The organism is Pseudomonas sp. (assembly GCF_030690725.1).
GTDB lineage: Bacteria > Pseudomonadota > Gammaproteobacteria > Pseudomonadales > Pseudomonadaceae > Aquipseudomonas.
Genome location: NZ_JAUYGD010000068.1, coordinates 108,305 through 124,534 on the forward strand (window position 1 = coordinate 108,305; position 16,230 = coordinate 124,534).

Genomic DNA, 16,230 nt, shown 5'->3' on the forward strand with positions numbered 1-16,230 from the left:
ATGCGCAGATGCAAAATGCAGAGCGCTTACAGCCCGAGCCGCCCCATCAGCAGCAGCGTGGCGGCTACGCCGGCCAGCACCACCAGAGCGGCCAGAATCGCCCACTCCCAAGGGGTAAACATGCGTTCCTGACGCTGGCGCTTGGCCCAGGCATAGAGCAGCACGCCCGGGACATAAAGCAGGGCGCTGAGCAGCAGATACTTGAAGCCGGCGGCGTACAGCAGCCATAAGCAGTAGACCGTGGCCAACGCAGCGATGGGCACGTCAGCACGCTGGATGGCCGCTTTGACGCCCTCACCGCGCCAGGCCAGCAACAGGCCGTAGGCCGCGCTGAACAGGTAGGGCAGCAGGATCATCGCCGTGGACAGCGAGATCAGCGCCAGATAAGACGCCTCGGAAAACAGCGTCAGAATCAGAAACAGCTGCACCATGCCGTTGGTGAGCCACAGCGCATTGGCCGGCACGTGCTTGTCGTTGGTCTGCCCCAGCCACTTCGGCATCACGCCGCCGCCCGCTGGGCTGAACAGGGATTCCGCCGCCAGTAGCATCCAGGCCAGAAAGCCGCCGCCCACCGAGACAATCAGGCCGACGTAGATCAGTACCGCGCCCCAGGTGCCAACAGCGTCTTGCAGTACGCCCGCCATTGATGGGTTTTTCAGGCCGGCCAGGGTCGGCTGGCTGAATACCCCAAGCGACAGCAACGACACCGACATCAAGAGCAGCAAGCAGATCAGAAAGCCGATAACTGTGGCGCGCCCCACGTCCTCACGTTTGCGCGCCCGTGCCGAATACACACTGGCGCCTTCAATGCCGATAAACACCCAGACCGTCACCAGCATGGTGCTCTTGACCTGATCAAGCACCGAGCCGAGGCTGGCATCGCCCCAGAAGTTCAGGCTGAAGGTTTCCACCTTGAAGGCCATGGCCACCAGCGCGATAAACAGCAGCAGCGGCACGATCTTGGCCAGCGTGACCACCGCATTCAGTACCGCAGCACCTTGAATACCGCGCAGCACCAGCAAGTGGATGACCCACAGCACGATGGAAGCGCCCGCGATGGCGGCCGGCGAGTTGCCGCTGCCGAACACCGGAAAGAAGAAGCCCAGCGCACCGAACGCCGCCACCAGATAACCGACATTGCCGATCCAGGCGCTGACCCAGTAACCCCAGGCGGAGTTGAAGCCGACGTACTCACCCGACAATGCGCGGGCATAGGCGTAGACGCCGTTGTCGAGTTCGGGTTTGCGCAGCGAGAGCATCTGGTAGACCCGCACCAGCAGCAACATGCCGATACCGGTAATGGTCCAGCCGATCAGGATGGCACCGGCACCCGCGCCGGCTGCCATGTTCTGCGGCAGACCGAAGATCCCGCTGCCGATAATCGAGCCGACCACCAGCGCCACCAGCAAGCCAAGGCCGAGCTTAGCGGGTGCCTGTGTGGCGCTGATCTTGGTTGACGTTGTGCTGGCGGATAGACCCGCAACATCTGCGGTTGCTGCTGAAGGTAATGCGTCTGCGGCCTTCATGCCGCCCAACCCGCAGAAGCCGGCACACAGCACAGCGCCTTGAACTTCATTGCAAACGACGCGGCGCTTGGCGCGTGCACAGCGGGCGCGAGCCCCATGACGATGTAGCGGTAAACGATGGAATACAGCGAATTCATCGCAAATACCTGTGCAGGGTGATGCCAGCCAAAACGTGAAGTACGCGCAGATCTGGTTATCCCTACCAGTCTGTTCGCCCTGGCTTGAGCTGTCTGTTCGCAAGCACACGTAGAGCCTTCAGGCGCTCGCCAACAGGACGGCAAATCCGTCGATCTTGGCTAGGCATATCTAATGGCTGCTGAGCGATTTCCGCCTGCCGCCAACGGCCGCGTTGGCTCGCCGCCAAGCATTAGCGGCCGCGTCAGACTCGCGCGGCCTTTATCACCTGAGCAGCCCTGCCCAAGTTATGGCGACGGCATAAAGCCTTGAATGGCGCTTTACATGTGCACGCACACGCACATATAGTCGCCACATGAATACACCTCTATCCCGAACCCAAGCCATCGAAGCCGCCATCGCGTCACTCGATGGCGCGTTCTTCAAAGCCCTATGCGAGGCGCCACGCGTGGCCGTACTCAAGCGCGTCATGCTTCTGGGGCGCGCAGATGTCACCGAGATTGCCGCTGAACTGCCGCAGGAGCGCTCAGTGGTTTCGCGCCATCTGCAGGTGCTGCTTGATGCCGGCATCGTCCGCGCCACGAAGGTTGGCCGCCAGGTGTTCTACGAAGTGGATGGCCCAGCCATTACCCAGCGCCTGGAAAGCATCCTCACCCACACCAAAAACATCACTCCGCTGTGCTGCCCAGGCCGGGCGGAGTGATTTTATTTAGGCAAATATGTGTATAGGTGCGCACTTATGAACAATATGATTCAAAGCTACGATGTCATCGTTATCGGCGCCGGTCAGGCCGGGTTGGCCAGCGGCTGGCACTTGCAGCAGCAGGGCCTGAACTTTCTGATTCTCGATGAGCAGCAGCAACCGGGCGGCAATTGGCGTCACTACTACGACAGCCTCGAACTGTTCTCGCCGGCCGCCTACTCCGCACTGCCGGGCATGCCCTTCCCCGCAGCGCCAGGCCACTACCCCACTCGCGATGAAGTGGTGCACTACCTGGCGACGTATGCCGAGCATGTTCAACTGCCCATCCGCCAAGGGATTCAGGTCACGCATATTGATCAGCACGATGGGGGCTTTCAGGTAACTGCCGCTGACGGCCAACGCTTCTTGGCAGGAGCAGTAATCGTCGCATCGGGCGCCTTTAGTCGCCCCTACCTACCCGATATCCCGGGGCTCGAACACTTCAGCGGCACTCGGCTGCACAGTGCCGATTACCGCAATGCAGAGCCTTTTCGTGGGCAACGCATCATCGTGATTGGCGCGGCAAACTCGGCCGTACAGATCGCTTATGACCTGGCCCAGGTGGCGGGCGTTACGCTGGCTACGCGGGAGGCGGTCCGCTTCACGCCACAGCGGATACTGGGGGCCGATTTCCATAGCTGGATGAAATGGACAGGCCTGGAGAAAACCCGCTGGCTAAGCGACCAGAGCACACCGGTGCTGGATGACGGCACCTATCGAAAAGCGCTTAAAAACGGATACTTCACACAAAAAGCCATGTTCACCCAGGTCACGGCAAGCGGCATTGTCTGGGCCGATGGCCAGCATGAAGCGGTTGATAGCCTGATATTTGCCACCGGTTATCGCCCTAACCTGCCCTTTCTCGAAGGCCTGCCAGTGCTCGACGCACGAGGCCAGGTAGTGCAGCGCGACGGGCGAGCCCTGCACGTGCCCGGCTTGTACTTTGTCGGCATGCCCAGACAGCGCAACTTTGCCTCTGCAACCCTGCGCGGTGTGGGGCCAGATGCGCAATACATCCTGCCGCACCTGCTGCGCCATCTGCGCACCCCGGATGACATGCACAGCGCGGTACTGCAGCGCTGAGCAAAAGCTCGCGGCCATGGGCCGCGCATATCGGCGAAGCGGCGGCGCTTACGGCTGTATATAGCGCTGCACAATCCGCGTATACCGGCCATCCACCACCAGCTCGCGCAGCGCATCGGAATAGGCCTGAACAAAGTCGGACTCAATCGACTTCTTGCTGAAGGCCACCTCTGCGGCGTCACTGGACACCACTACTGCGGTAGGCTTGATCCGCTCGCTGAGGCCCAGTTGCTGGATTTCGTAGGCACCGGTGTTTTCGTCGGCAATCACGCCATCGATACGGCCCTTGCCGACCATGCGCCAGAGGTTGTTGCGGTTGGCCACCTGCACGACCCGCGCGGCAAACGCCGGATCACCCATCAGCTGCTCATAGTCCGCGCCGTAGGCCACGTTGATCTGCGCGCCCAGGCGGAATTCGCTGTGCTGCAGCTCCAGCAGTTGTGTGATGGGCCAGCGTTGCAGCGCAGGGGCATGCATAAACAGAATATTGCGCGAGGGCGGCAGCACCGGGCCGGAGAAGTGCGCATAGACCTCGCGCTCTGGCCGGCGGAAGGCGCCAGGTAGAATATCCAGACGGCCCAGCTCCAGTTCCTTGAGCGCCCGCGCCCAAGGCAGTTTGCGCAGTTTGATCTGGCAGCCCAGGCGCGCCAGTGCTGCGCGGTTGATTTCAACATCGATACCGACCACCGCACCATCTGCCGTCTGCATGCTGAACGGCGGATCATCATCCCAACGCAGCGTTTTCTCGCAGGCAGCTGCCGCCAGCCCCGGCCAACAGGCCAGCAGCAACAGGGCAAGCAACAAGCGGAGGCGCAGTAAGGGCGAGCGGCGTACATCGACTGCAATCAAGATCATCACTCACGCGGGCTCGACGGGCTGTGGCCTGAGTCTAGCAGCAGAGTCCCGCGTGCCAGCAAGCCATATACCCGTATAAATACGGCGTTTGTCGTGGAACAAGCAGGGTTTGCATAAAAGTGTCGCGGGATCGAGCAACATTGATGGCGCGTCCGACGATTTGACCTCGCGGCAGTCAGCAACCATGGTTGTTAGGCCATAACCTGAATCGCGGAGAATCATCCGATGCAAACCCTACCCACCGCGCTTGCTGTTTTAACCCTGCTGCTCAGCCTGCCCGCCCATGCGGCGGACATTGATGTGGAGAACCAGTCGTCCTGGGAGATCCACGAGCTCTATTTCTCACCCAGTGACGAGGAGAACTGGGGGGAAGATCACCTCGGCGAACACGTGCTGGAGTCCGGCATGACCCTGTCGCTAACGGGCGTCACCCCAGGTGAGTGGGACATCCGCCTGGTCGATGAGGATGAAGATGTGTGCGTACTGCAGGGCGTTACGGTGAGCGCGTCGGAAACCTGGCTGATCGAAGACGATGACCTGGTGGACTGCCAGGCAGCAACCGAAGAATAGCCACGGCTAGCAGGCCGTTGAAAGCCTAGGGAGGCCGCCAGCGCAGGTAGTTTTCAACAACCTGCTAGCCTTCGACCACGCTCCACTGCTTACTCAGACGCTTGTCCGATACCGGCAGTTTGGTGCCCAGCTGCTGGGCGAACAGCGACACGCGGTATTCCTCCAGTAGCCAGCGGTACAGCACCAGCTGCGGGTCGCGCTTGCCTTCCTGGCTGTGTTTGCCCAGGCGCGCTTGGTATTGCTCCCAATAGCCCGCCAGCTCGCCGCTCCAGACGCGGTCGCGCTGCACCTGGCCGGCGATCTTGTCCAGACGCTGCTCAATGGCCTTGAGATAACGCGGCACTTCCTTAAGCCACTGCGCCGGGGTTTCGCGGACGAAGCCGGGATAGACCAGGTTGCTCAGCTGCAGCTTGATGTCGTTGAGCGCCATGGCCTGGGCCAGGTCGATCTTGCCCTTAAAGCGCTTCTGCAGCCCGTGCCACAGCTTGAGAATTTCCAGGCACAGCTTGGCCAGGCGTTCGGCCTCGCTGGTCCAGTCGCCGCGCTTGCGCTCGGCCAGGGCCGCCAGACCGGCACCGTCACGCGGTAGCGGCTCGCTACCCTCGAGGATGCAGCTGTCGAGGCTGGCCAGCAGAATATCTTCGACCAAGGCATCAACGCGGCCCATGTCGCGGTACAGCAGCGCCAGCTCGGTCAGCCCCGGTAGCTTGCCGCGCAGAAACTTGGCCTGCTCAGCCAACTGCTGCAAGAGCAAACGCTGCAGGGCGCGGCGATGCTGAAACTCGGCTTCGGCCAAAGTCGGGAAGCGCCCTTCCTTGACCACGCCCGCCTCTTCCACCAGCGCCGGGTAGACGGTCATGGACAGACCGGCGACCTGCTGCTGGGTCTTCGCCGCCACTTCGCTAAAGGCCTTGGCCTCCACCGGCTGCTGGCTCTTGGCAGTTTTTGGCAAGGCCAGGCCGGCCTGGGTCGCTTCGCTAAAGCGCGCGGTCAGCTCGGCAAGATCGCGGCCTTCGCCCAGGGGTTTGCCCTGGTTGTCGACCACTTCGATATTCATCCGCAGATGGCTTTCGATCTGGGACGCGGACTCGATCCAGGCTTCCTCGCTGACCCGCGTGCCGGTCATGCGCGTTAGCTCGCGACCCAGGGCTTCGGGCAGGCTGCCGTCGGCAAAACTGATCTTGCCCAGGGCGGCGCCGACAAAATCCGGCACCGGTACAAAGTTCTTGCGCAACGCCTTGGGCAGGCCGCGCACCAGGGCCATGCACTTGGCCTCCAGCAGGCCGGGCACCAGCCATTCCAGGCGTTCAGGCGGCAGTTGCGGCAACAACGGCGCGGGTACGCGCAGGGTGACGCCGTCACGCGGGTGATTGGGCTCGAAGTGATAGCTCAGCGGCAAGGTCAATTCGCCCAGACGCAGGCTGTCCGGGTACTGCGCAGCGGTAACTTCCTTGGCGTCGCGGGCGAGCACGTCTTCTTCGCGCATAAGCAGCAGCTGCGGGTTCTTCGCGCTCTCAGTCTTGTACCAACTGTCGAAGGTCGCGCTCTGATAGATGTTCGCCGGCAGGCGCGCCTCGTAGTAGGCGAACAGGGTTTCATCGTCGGCCAGAATGTCGCGGCGGCGTGCCTTGGCTTCCAGCTCGTCGAGCTTTTCCAGCAACTGGCGATTGGCGGTCAGGCACTTGGCGCGCGAGTTGATCTCGCCACCAACCAGGCCCTCGCGGATAAACAGCTCGCGGCAGACCACCGGTTCAATAGGGCCGAAATGCACCGGACGGCGGCCGACCACGATCAGGCCGTAGAGGCTGATCTGCTCGAAGGCCACCACCTGGCCGCGCTTCTTCTCCCAGTGCGGTTCCAGGTGGTTTTTCTTGATCAGATGGCCGGCCAGCGGCTCGATCCAGTCCGGCTCGATCTTGGCCACCATGCGCGCAAACAGCTTGGTGGTTTCCACCAACTCGGCGGCCATCAACCAGCTAGGTTTCTTGCGGCCGATCACCGAGGACGGATGCACCCAGAAGCGCCGCTGACGCGCACCGAGATAGTCGCCGTCTTCGGTCTTCTGACCGATCTGGCTGAGCAGGCCGGCGAGAATCGCCTTATGCACGGCGGCGTAGCCTTTGGCGCGCTGGGCGGCCTGGTCTTTTTCGGCCAGTTCTTTTTCTTTCAGCGCGGCGGAGAGCTGTGGTTCGGCATTCCGGCGGTCCCCGGCAATCGCGGGCTGGCCTGCAGATTGCTGATCGCGGCCAAGGCCGCTCCTACCCTGACCGCGACCACCTTCAGACAGCTGTAAGTCGCGGGTAATCAGCACCAGTTGGCGATGCGCGTCGCGCCACTCACGCAGCCTGAGGTAGTTAAGGAAATTCTTACGGCACCAGCTGCGCAGCGCGCTTGAGCCGAGAGCCTGGCGCTGCTCCTCGAAACCGCGCCACAGATTGATCAGCGCGGCGAAGTCGGAATCGACATCCTTCCACTGCGCATGGGCCTGGTCAGCGGCCTGCTGGCGGTCGGATGGGCGCTCGCGCACATCCTGCACCGACAAGGCGCTGGCGATAATCAGGATTTCTTCCAGACTGCCCTGCTTGGCGCCTTCCAGCACCATGCGACCCAGACGCGGGTCCACCGGCAAACGCGCCAGCTGACGACCCAGCGGCGTCAGTTGGCCCTCGCGATTAACCGCCGAGAGTTCCTGCAACAGGTTGAAGCCGTCGCTAATCGCCTTGCCATCCGGCGGCTCGATAAACGGGAAAGCCTCAATCTCGCCGAGGCGCAGATGGAGCATCTGCAGAATCACCGCCGCCAGGTTGGTACGCAGAATTTCCGGATCGGTAAAGGCCGGGCGGCCGTTGAAATCTTCCTCGCTGTACAGGCGGATGCAGATGCCCGGCTCGACCCGCCCGCAGCGGCCCTTGCGCTGGTTGGCGCTGGCCTGGGACACGGCCTCGATGGGCAGACGCTGCACCTTGGCGCGATAGCTGTAGCGGCTGATGCGCGCCGTACCGCTGTCGATCACGTAGCGGATGCCCGGCACGGTCAGCGAGGTTTCTGCGACGTTGGTGGCCAGAACGATCTTGCGTGCGCCCATGGGTGCGAAAATCTTCTGCTGCTCGGCCGGGGTCAGCCGCGCATACAGCGGCAGCACTTCGGTCAGGCGTAGATTGGCCTTGCGCAGCACCTCGGCGGCGTCGCGAATCTCGCGCTCGCCGGGCAGAAACACCAGCACATCGCCGGGTCGCTTGCCTTCGGCTTTCTCGAAAGCGCTGATCTCATCGAGGGTGGCGAGAAGCGCCTGGTCGACAGAGAGGTCTTCCTCGACGCGGTTGCCGTCTTCGTCCTGCTCAGCGGTCAGCGGACGGTACCAGGTGTCCACCGGGAAGGTGCGCCCGGACACCTCGACAATCGGCGCGCCATCGAAGTGCGCAGAGAAGCGCTGCAGATCGATGGTCGCCGAAGTGATGATCAGCTTGAGATCAGGGCGGCGCACCAACAGGGTCTTCAGAAAGCCCAGCAAGAAGTCGATATTCAGGCTGCGTTCGTGGGCCTCGTCGACGATGATCGTGTCGTACTTTTCCAGGTAGCGGTCGTGCTGAGTCTCGGCCAGCAGGATGCCGTCGGTCATCAGCTTGATCAGGCTGCGCTCGTTGCTCTGATCCTCGAAACGCACCTGATAACCGACCAGCTCGCCCAGCGGCGTGCCGATTTCTTCTGCGACTCGGGTCGCCACGCTGCGTGCCGCCAGTCGACGCGGCTGGGTGTGGCCGATCAAGCCGTGCACGCCGCGGCCCAGTTCCAGGCAGATTTTCGGCAGCTGGGTGGTCTTGCCCGAACCGGTTTCCCCGGCAATCACCACCACCTGATGCGCAGCGATGGCGGCCTTGATTTCGTCGCGCTTGGCGGCAATCGGCAGGGCATCGTCGTAACGCATCGGCGGCACGCTCAGCCGGCGCGCCTCGACCTTGGCGCGCGAGGCCTCGAAGCGCTGCAGCCACTGCGCCAACTTGGCTTCGTCCACCGGCGTCTGCTTGCGCAGTTCATGCAACTGCCGGCGCAGACGATGACGGTCAACCAGCAGGGTCTGGTCGAGGTTTTTCAGCAGTTGGTCAACGGCGGGCGTGGCGTCGGTCATCGGGTAATCGCGGGATGGGGTCAAGGGGAAGAGCAGGAAGGCGGCGATTGTCGCATTTTTGCCTAGGGGAAAACGACCAAAGGGCAGAAAGCAAAAAGCCCATCAGCGATGGGCTTTTTTAGAGGGGCATGGAGCCTAGAACGCTGACACGTCGTCAGCCTGCAGGCCCTTCTGCCCCTGGGTTACCGTGTACTCGACCTTCTGCCCTTCGAGCAGAGTGCGATGGCCTTCGCCACGGATGGCGCGGAAATGCACGAACACATCCGCACCGCTCTCGCGCTGAATAAAGCCATAGCCCTTGGAATCATTGAACCACTTGACGGTGCCTGTCTCGCGCTCAGCCATTACCTGTATCTCCAGCGTGCAGTTTTTATTGTTTGGCGCGGCCTGCAGGCGAGTGCCCGGCCATAACCGCAGGCCGAGTATAAAACAGCGTTTATGACTGAAAAGCACTTTTTACAGAAAGGCTACAGGCCATACAGGACAAGCTATGCAGCGATATTTACGGATAAGAAAGCAGGCAACAGGATGGGCTCACCGTGCAACGGATAACCCATCCCCGACTCAGGGCTAGTCGCGCTCAGACCACATCACACCACCGGTGGCCCAGTCGCCTTTTTTGACCTCTTCGAAAATCACATCAACCGCGCTGGCATCGCAGCCGAGCACTTTGGTCGAGGCGTCGGTCAGGGCTTTGGCGTACTCGCGCTTGATCTCATCGCTGCGGCCTTCGAATATTTTGACCAGGAGGGTAGGCATCTAATTAATCCTCATAACAGGTGCAACAGGACTGGTTAGATCGGTCACGGCGATCCGCTTGGCGCATATGCGCGGGGCATTATCTGACCGGGACGACAGAAAAACAAAGGGCCGCATTAAGCGGCCCTTTGCAGGTACAGACGGGATCAGCCGTGACGGCGTCTGCGCCACAACCACAGCGCCAGCACGCCGAGGGTCAGCAGCAGCGGCACCAGGGCGATGTTGAGAAACTTGAGCGTGCTGCCCAGGGCCTCAATATCGGCATTCAGCTGGTAGCGTACATCGCGCAGTTCCTTACGAATCGCCAGCTTCTGCTGCACGAACTGCTGCACCGCGGCCTGCTGCTCAGGGGTCAGCTCCAGGGCTTTGCTCGGATCATCGCTCTGCTGCAGGGCGGCGAGCTTCTGCTCGGTGTCGGCCAGTTGCGTTTGCAGGGCCTGTTCCTTCTCACGGAACTTGACCTCGGCCTCACGCTGAATGGCGTCTACCACCTCGAACGGACGGGTAAAGCGACCACGCGAACGCACGCTGATCAGCGCTTCGGAGCCGGCCAGGTTGTCCAGGGCGTTGATCGCAAAACCGGCGTTATCCGCCCAGGGCTGCGGGATACGCTGGCCGAAGAAGTCCTGCACCTGCACCCACATGCGGTCGGTGAGCATGTCGGTGTCGGCGACGACGATCACATTGATATTATCCGCCTGCTTGAGGCCATCCTTCTGCCCCTCGATGCCCTCAGGGAAGGCCGTTTGCGCCGGGCCACTGATACGCGCCGCCAAGGTATAGCGCTCACCGGTGGGTTCCAGCTCGCGGATCAGCTCTTCCGGATTGGCCAGCATGCCAAAGCGTTTGGCATCAAACGGCATGGCGTACTGCGAGCTGCGAATCAGCGGAGTGAACTGGGTTTTCGCGCCTTCCAAAGGCTCAAGTATGCCGGCGGTGGCCACCGTCATGGTTTCCAGCGAGGCGGTGCTGATGTCCTCGGCATCCAGGGCACGCTTGGGCAGCGTCAGCCAGGCGGCGTGGCGCACCGGGCGCTGGCCTTCGCCCATGCTTACCGACATGGCGTAGGAGCCGTCGCCGAGTACCTGGTCCGGCAGCATGCGTAGGCCCCAGGCCTTGAACAGTTCCGGCAGGTCGGAGGCCTTGTCGACCACCATTTCGCCGGGCATTTCGGCCTGGGTATCGGCCTCGCTGAACGGGTCGACAAAGGTCAGCAGCTTGCCGCCACGCAGAACGAACTGATCAATCGCATACAGCGTCTGCTCGGGCAGCTGCTTGGGATGAATCAGCAGCAACACCGAGACATTCTCGGGGATCAGGTCGACATCGCGCTTGAGGCTTTCGATCTGGAACAGCTGGCGAATTTCTTCGATCAGCATCCAGGCCGGCGTCGGTTGACGCGCAGCCATGTCGAAACCGCCGTTGACCTGCAAGCCAGACAGCACGCCGACCACCGGCCGCTCGGGCTTGGCCAGGCTTTGCACCAGACGGCTGAGTTCGTATTCAAGGAACTCTTCCTGATCCAGGGCGAAGAACGGGATCACCTGGGTCAGGCCTTCGGCATTCTTGCCGGCCAGACCGAAGTAGATCGAGTCGCCGCCCTGCTGCAGCGGAATGCCCTGCAGGCCGAATTCGGCGGCCTTGTCTTCGTCCTCGGAGAACGGCGCCGGGTCGATGATCGTCAACTTGAGTTTATCGCCGGCCTCGCGCTGATAAGCCTTGAGCATTTCCTCAACGCGCTTGGCGTAAGTGCGCAGCGCCGGCAGGTCCTTGGTGGCGGTGTCGGAGTAGAAGAAGTTCAGCTCCACCGGCTCGTCCAGCTCGGCAAGAATCTGCTCGGTGCCACTTGAGAGGGTGTAGAGCTTCTGCTCGGTCAGATCCAGCCGCACGCCACTAAGGCTGACGCTGGAGAACAGGTTGAAGGCGAGAAACGCCAGGGCAATGAGTGCAAGCCCGGCGCTGGAAACCATCAGCTTTTTCATGGGCGGCCTCAGTCAGCTTTCTTCAGGTCGATAACCACCGCCGTCGCAGCCAACCAGGCGGCGATCAGGGTGAGGAAGTACAGCAGGTCGCGCAGGTCGATCACGCCCTTGCTGATCGCATCGAAACGGGTCAGGAAGCTCAGCGAAGCCACGGCATCCACCAGCCACTGCGGCGCCCAGCCACTGAAACCGTCGAGCACCATGGGGAAGCCGCTGACGATAAACAGGAAGCACACGCTCACCGCCAGGATAAAGGCGATCACCTGGTTCTTCGCCAACGCCGACATGCACGAACCAATCGCGAGATAAGCGCCGGCCAGCAGCCAGCTGCCGATATAGCCGGTGATGATCGCGCCGTTGTCCGGCTCACCGAGGTAGTTGACGGTGATCACCATCGGGAAGGTCAGCAGCAGCGCCAAGCCAGCGAAGGCCCAGGCGGCGAGAAACTTGCCGGTAACCGCGTCGAAACGGGTGATCGGCAGGGTCATCAGCAGCTCAATGGTGCCGCTCTTGCGCTCCTCGGCCCATAGACGCATGGCAATCGCCGGCACCAGAAACAGATACAGCCAGGGGTGGAAATTGAAGAACGGCGACAGGTTGGCCTGGCCGCTCTCGAAGAAACCGCCAAGGTAGAAGGTGAACACCCCGGACAGCACCAGAAAGATCAGGATAAACACATAGGCCAGCGGCGTGGCGAAGTAGCTCGCCAGCTCGCGCTTGAAAATCACCAACAACTGACTCATACCACCTCCCCACGGGTCAGGCTGCGGAACACTTCGTCCAGCCGACCGCGTTCTACATTCAACTCCTTGACCTTCCAACCACGTTCGGCGATCAGCGCATTGACCTGCGGGAAGATCACCTCACCCGGCTTAGCCAGGATGCTCAGGCTGTGTTCCAGGGCGTTTTCTTCCACCCCGACAACGCCCGGCAAGGCAGCCAGTGCGGCCTGATCCAGCGGCTCTTGGGCCACCAAGGTGACTGCCTGGTGATAACGCGAACGGCTTTCCAGCTCCAGCGGCGTGCCATCGGCCAGCAGCTTGCCGTGGGCGATCACCACCGCGCGGGTGCAGACCGCGGAGACTTCTTCGAGAATGTGGGTGGAGATGATCACGATCTTGTCGTAGGCCAAGCTCTGGATCAGCTTGCGCACCTGGTGCTTCTGATTCGGGTCGAGGCCATCGGTGGGCTCATCGAGAATCAGCACCTTGGGGTCATGCAGAATCGCCTGGGCCAGGCCGACGCGGCGCTTAAAGCCCTTGGATAGGGTTTCGATGCTCTGCTCCAGCACAGCTTCCAGCTCGACCTGGGCGACCGCCTTGGCCACCCGCTCACGCTTCTCGGTGCCCTTGAAACCGCGCACCTCGGCGATAAATTCGAGGAAGCTGCGCACCGTCATATCGCCGTAGCACGGCGCGCCTTCGGGAAGATAACCGATCTGCCGCTGGGCTTTGAGGGTGTCTTTCTGGATATCGAAACCGAGGATGCTGGCGCTGCCGGAGGTCGGCGCAAGAAAGCCGGTGAGCATCTTCATGGTGGTGGATTTGCCGGCACCATTAGGGCCGAGAAAGCCCAGCACTTCACCGGGTTGAACACTGAAGGACAGGTCGTCAACAGCAGTGTGTTGCGCAAAACGCTTGGTTAGGTTTTTTATTTCGATCATGGCCTCTCACCATTGCGGTAACAGGCCCTGCTTGCAGCCGGTACTGACGCAAGCCGGGCGCTTAAGTGCCGGCGGACTATAAGGAGTCACGCGCAGGCAGCGCAAGCGAAGAACCGGGGAGTCATGTATCTGTTCGCTACAGCGGGGCCAGGCGCGGGTTGCTTAACAACCTGCGCCCGGCAGATCGCAGACTAGAGAGTGCCGCGCAGGGCTTTTTCGAACAACTGGCTGTATTGCTCAGCCGTAAAGGCAATCGGGTTGGTGCCGGCAGAGGGATCGACCTCAGCCATCTGCCCGACCTGCTCGATGCGCGCATCATCAATGCCGATCTCGCCCAGGCTGTGCGGGATGCCGACCTGTTCACGCAGCGCCATCACCCACTCCAGCACGCCACTGAAACCGGGTTTGGCCAGGTTCAGGTAGCGCGCCATTTTCTCCATCTGCGGCTCGATACGTTCGCGGTTGGCCACCAGCACATAAGGCATCAGCACCGCATTGAGCAGGCCATGGTGCGCGTCGTACAGCGCGCCCAGCGGATGAGCCAGGGCATGCATGGCGCCCAGGCCGCGCTGGAATGCCGTGGCGCCCATGCTTGATGCCACCAGCATCTGTAAGCGTGCTTCAACATCGCTACCCTGCGCTACCGCGCGCGGCAGATACTCCTGCACCAGGCGCATACCTTCCAGGGCAATGCCTTCGGCCATTGGGTGAAACAGCGGCGAGCAGAACGCCTCCAGATTGTGCGACAGCGCATCCATACCGGTGGCGGCGGTGATCTTGGCTGGCAGACCAAGGGTCAGCTCGGGATCAAGAATCACCAGCGCCGGCAGCATGCGCGCGTGGAAGATGATGCGTTTGATATGCACCGCATCATCGGTGATTACCGAAGCGCGGCCGACTTCCGAGCCGGTTCCGGCGGTGGTCGGCACCGCCACCACCGGGGCCATGCCGGCAACATTGACGCGGTTGCAGTTGTCGCCGATATCCTCGAAATCCCACAGCGGTCGATCCTGGCCGACCATCAGGGCGATGGCCTTGCCGGCATCCAGCGCCGAGCCACCGCCAAAGGCGATCACTCCGTCATGTGCGCCGGCCTTGAATGCGGCCACTCCATCCATGACGTTCTGCCCGGTGGGGTTGCCCTTGATGCCATGAAACAACCCGGCCTTGAGGCCATCATCGCGGCAGTGCAACAACGCCCGGTCGATCATCGGCAATGCGGCCAGGCCTGGGTCGGTGACCAGCAGCGGCGCGCTCATGCCCAGTTGCCGGCAAGCCGCCGGCAGTTCGCTGATACGACCAACTCCGACGCGCACCGAGGTCGGGTAATTCCAGTTCATGCGGTAGTGATTCAGGTCCATGGCGCGCCTCACAACTGAGTTTTGAAGTGGAAGGATTTCGGCCGGGTGACGTGCTCGAAGCCGACGCTGGACAGCGTGCAGCCGCGTCCGGAGTTTTTCACCCCGGTCCAGGCCAGCGCTGGGTCGAGGTAGTCGCAGCGATTGAGAAACACCGTGCCCGCCTGCACTCGGTCGGCCAGGGCCATGGCGACGTCGACATCACGGCTGAAAATCGCGGCGGTCAGGCCGAACTCGCTGTCGTTCATCAGCGCCAGAGCTTCTTCGTCATCCTTGACCTTCTGGATGCCCACCACCGGGCCGAAGGATTCTTCGGTCATAACCCGCATACCGTGATTCACGTTGGTCAGCACCTGCGGCGCCAGGTACTGCGTACCGGGATGGTCAAGGGCAAAGTCGGCCGGTACCAGATGGGCGGTGGCGCCCTGCTCAATAGCGTCGTGAATCTGCCCACGCACGAAGTCCGCCGCCTCGGCACGCACCAGTGGGCCGAGGGTGGTCTCCGGGTCATCGGAACGGCCGAGCTTGTACTGTTTGACCAGCGCCACCGCCTGCTCGACAAAGGCGTCGTAGAGCGATTCATGCACATAGATGCGCTCGATGCCGCAGCACGATTGCCCGGAGTTGAAGAACGCTCCATCAATTGTGGTTTCCACCGCATGGGTCAGATCGGCATCTGCTCGTACATAGGCCGGATCTTTACCGCCCAGCTCCAGGCCGATGCTGAGAAAACGCCCCACCGCTACCCGCTCTACCATGGTGCCGCCGGGCACCGAACCGGTAAAGGCCACATGGGCGATGGTCGGCGCCTGGATCAGCGCCTCGGTTTCGCCATGGCTCAGGTGCAAATACTGGAACACCCCATCCGGCAAGCCGGCTTCGCTAAAGGCCTCAACCATGCGTTCGGCGCACAGCGGAGTTTGCGCGGAGTGTTTCAGCAGCACCGCATTGCCAGCCAGCAGCGCCGGCATCACTGCGTTTACCGCCGTCAGGTAGGGGTAATTCCACGGCGCGATCACCAATGCCACACCCAACGGCTCACGGCGGATAAAGCGAATAAAACCGGGCTTTTCCGGCACCTTGATATCCGCCAGCGCCTGTTCGGCGATATCCGCCATATAGCTGGCACGCTCGACAAAGCCGCGCACTTCGCCGGCGGCATAGCGGATCGGCCGGCCCATCATCCAGCACAGCTCTTCAGCCAGCTGGGTTTCCTTGGCGGCGAAGGCAGCAATCGCCTTACGGCCGATGGCGATGCGCTCGGCCAGCGGGGTGTTCTTCCAGGCCTGCTGCGCCAGTTCGGCCTTGACCAGCGCCACCTGAATTTCCGGATTGGAGGCCAGATGGCGCTCGACATACACCGAGCCATCGATGGGTGAAATGCATTGCAGTTTGCTCATTGAAAAGACTCCATAAGCCCAATCAGCCGGG

The 16,230-nt window shown here is 61.9% G+C and carries 14 protein-coding genes; 3 read left to right on the forward strand and 11 right to left on the reverse strand.

Annotation, left to right across the window (positions count from 1 at the left end; genetic code table 11):
* Positions 1-26: 26 nt before the first annotated feature.
* Both arcD and Q8O69_RS17940 read right to left on the reverse strand, forming a co-directional pair.
* On the reverse strand, positions 27-1,526 hold the full coding sequence (gene arcD, locus Q8O69_RS17935; RefSeq protein WP_305593569.1) for an arginine-ornithine antiporter: 1,500 nt from the start codon (positions 1,524-1,526) through the stop codon (positions 27-29).
* The gene (locus Q8O69_RS17940) at positions 1,523-1,663 is read right to left on the reverse strand and encodes a hypothetical protein (protein ID WP_305593570.1); all 141 of its coding nucleotides are present in this window, start codon (positions 1,661-1,663) and stop codon (positions 1,523-1,525) included. Before Q8O69_RS17940 ends, arcD begins: the two co-directional genes overlap by 4 nt.
* Before the next feature lie 353 nt (positions 1,664-2,016).
* Here Q8O69_RS17940 and Q8O69_RS17945 point away from each other — a divergent pair, with 353 nt between their 5' ends.
* Entirely contained in the window at positions 2,017-2,364 is a 348-nt protein-coding gene (locus tag Q8O69_RS17945; RefSeq protein WP_305593571.1) for a helix-turn-helix transcriptional regulator, read from the forward strand.
* 36 nt (positions 2,365-2,400) lie between these two features.
* Positions 2,401-3,486, forward strand: a complete 1,086-nt coding sequence (locus Q8O69_RS17950) for an NAD(P)-binding domain-containing protein (protein ID WP_305593572.1) — start codon at positions 2,401-2,403, stop codon at positions 3,484-3,486.
* Between the two features lie 48 nt (positions 3,487-3,534).
* Here the strand turns inward: Q8O69_RS17950 and Q8O69_RS17955 are convergent, their stop codons facing one another.
* Positions 3,535-4,341, reverse strand: coding sequence for an ABC transporter substrate-binding protein (locus tag Q8O69_RS17955; RefSeq protein ID WP_305593616.1), 807 nt, complete (start codon positions 4,339-4,341; stop codon positions 3,535-3,537).
* A gap of 225 nt (positions 4,342-4,566) precedes the next feature.
* Between Q8O69_RS17955 and Q8O69_RS17960 the strand changes: the two genes are divergently transcribed.
* A complete protein-coding gene (locus tag Q8O69_RS17960) occupies positions 4,567-4,911 on the forward strand; it encodes a hypothetical protein (protein ID WP_305593573.1) in 345 nt (114 codons plus the stop codon).
* Between the two features lie 64 nt (positions 4,912-4,975).
* Here Q8O69_RS17960 and hrpA read toward each other — a convergent pair whose 3' ends face one another.
* The 8 genes from hrpA to Q8O69_RS18000 form a co-directional block, all read right to left on the reverse strand.
* Positions 4,976-9,037, reverse strand: coding sequence for an ATP-dependent RNA helicase HrpA (gene hrpA, locus Q8O69_RS17965; RefSeq protein ID WP_305593617.1), 4,062 nt, complete (start codon positions 9,035-9,037; stop codon positions 4,976-4,978).
* 135 nt (positions 9,038-9,172) lie between these two features.
* Positions 9,173-9,382 carry a cold-shock protein gene (locus Q8O69_RS17970; protein WP_305593574.1) on the reverse strand — a complete coding sequence of 70 codons (210 nt, stop codon included), beginning with the start codon at positions 9,380-9,382 and terminating at the stop codon, positions 9,173-9,175.
* A gap of 225 nt (positions 9,383-9,607) precedes the next feature.
* Positions 9,608-9,796 carry a 4-oxalocrotonate tautomerase gene (locus tag Q8O69_RS17975; protein WP_090251538.1) on the reverse strand — a complete coding sequence of 63 codons (189 nt, stop codon included), beginning with the start codon at positions 9,794-9,796 and terminating at the stop codon, positions 9,608-9,610.
* Positions 9,797-9,942: 146 nt separating this feature from the next.
* On the reverse strand, positions 9,943-11,778 hold the full coding sequence (locus Q8O69_RS17980) for a Gldg family protein (protein ID WP_305593575.1): 1,836 nt from the start codon (positions 11,776-11,778) through the stop codon (positions 9,943-9,945).
* Positions 11,779-11,786: 8 nt separating this feature from the next.
* On the reverse strand, positions 11,787-12,521 hold the full coding sequence (locus Q8O69_RS17985) for an ABC transporter permease subunit (RefSeq protein WP_305593576.1): 735 nt from the start codon (positions 12,519-12,521) through the stop codon (positions 11,787-11,789).
* Entirely contained in the window at positions 12,518-13,441 is a 924-nt protein-coding gene (locus tag Q8O69_RS17990; protein ID WP_305593577.1) for an ABC transporter ATP-binding protein, read from the reverse strand. Before Q8O69_RS17990 ends, Q8O69_RS17985 begins: the two co-directional genes overlap by 4 nt.
* A 191-nt stretch (positions 13,442-13,632) precedes the next feature.
* Entirely contained in the window at positions 13,633-14,802 is a 1,170-nt protein-coding gene (locus Q8O69_RS17995) for an iron-containing alcohol dehydrogenase (protein WP_305593578.1), read from the reverse strand.
* An 8-nt stretch (positions 14,803-14,810) separates the two neighbouring features.
* Positions 14,811-16,199, reverse strand: coding sequence for an aldehyde dehydrogenase family protein (locus tag Q8O69_RS18000; protein ID WP_305593579.1), 1,389 nt, complete (start codon positions 16,197-16,199; stop codon positions 14,811-14,813).
* Between the last annotated feature and the right edge of the window lie 31 nt (positions 16,200-16,230).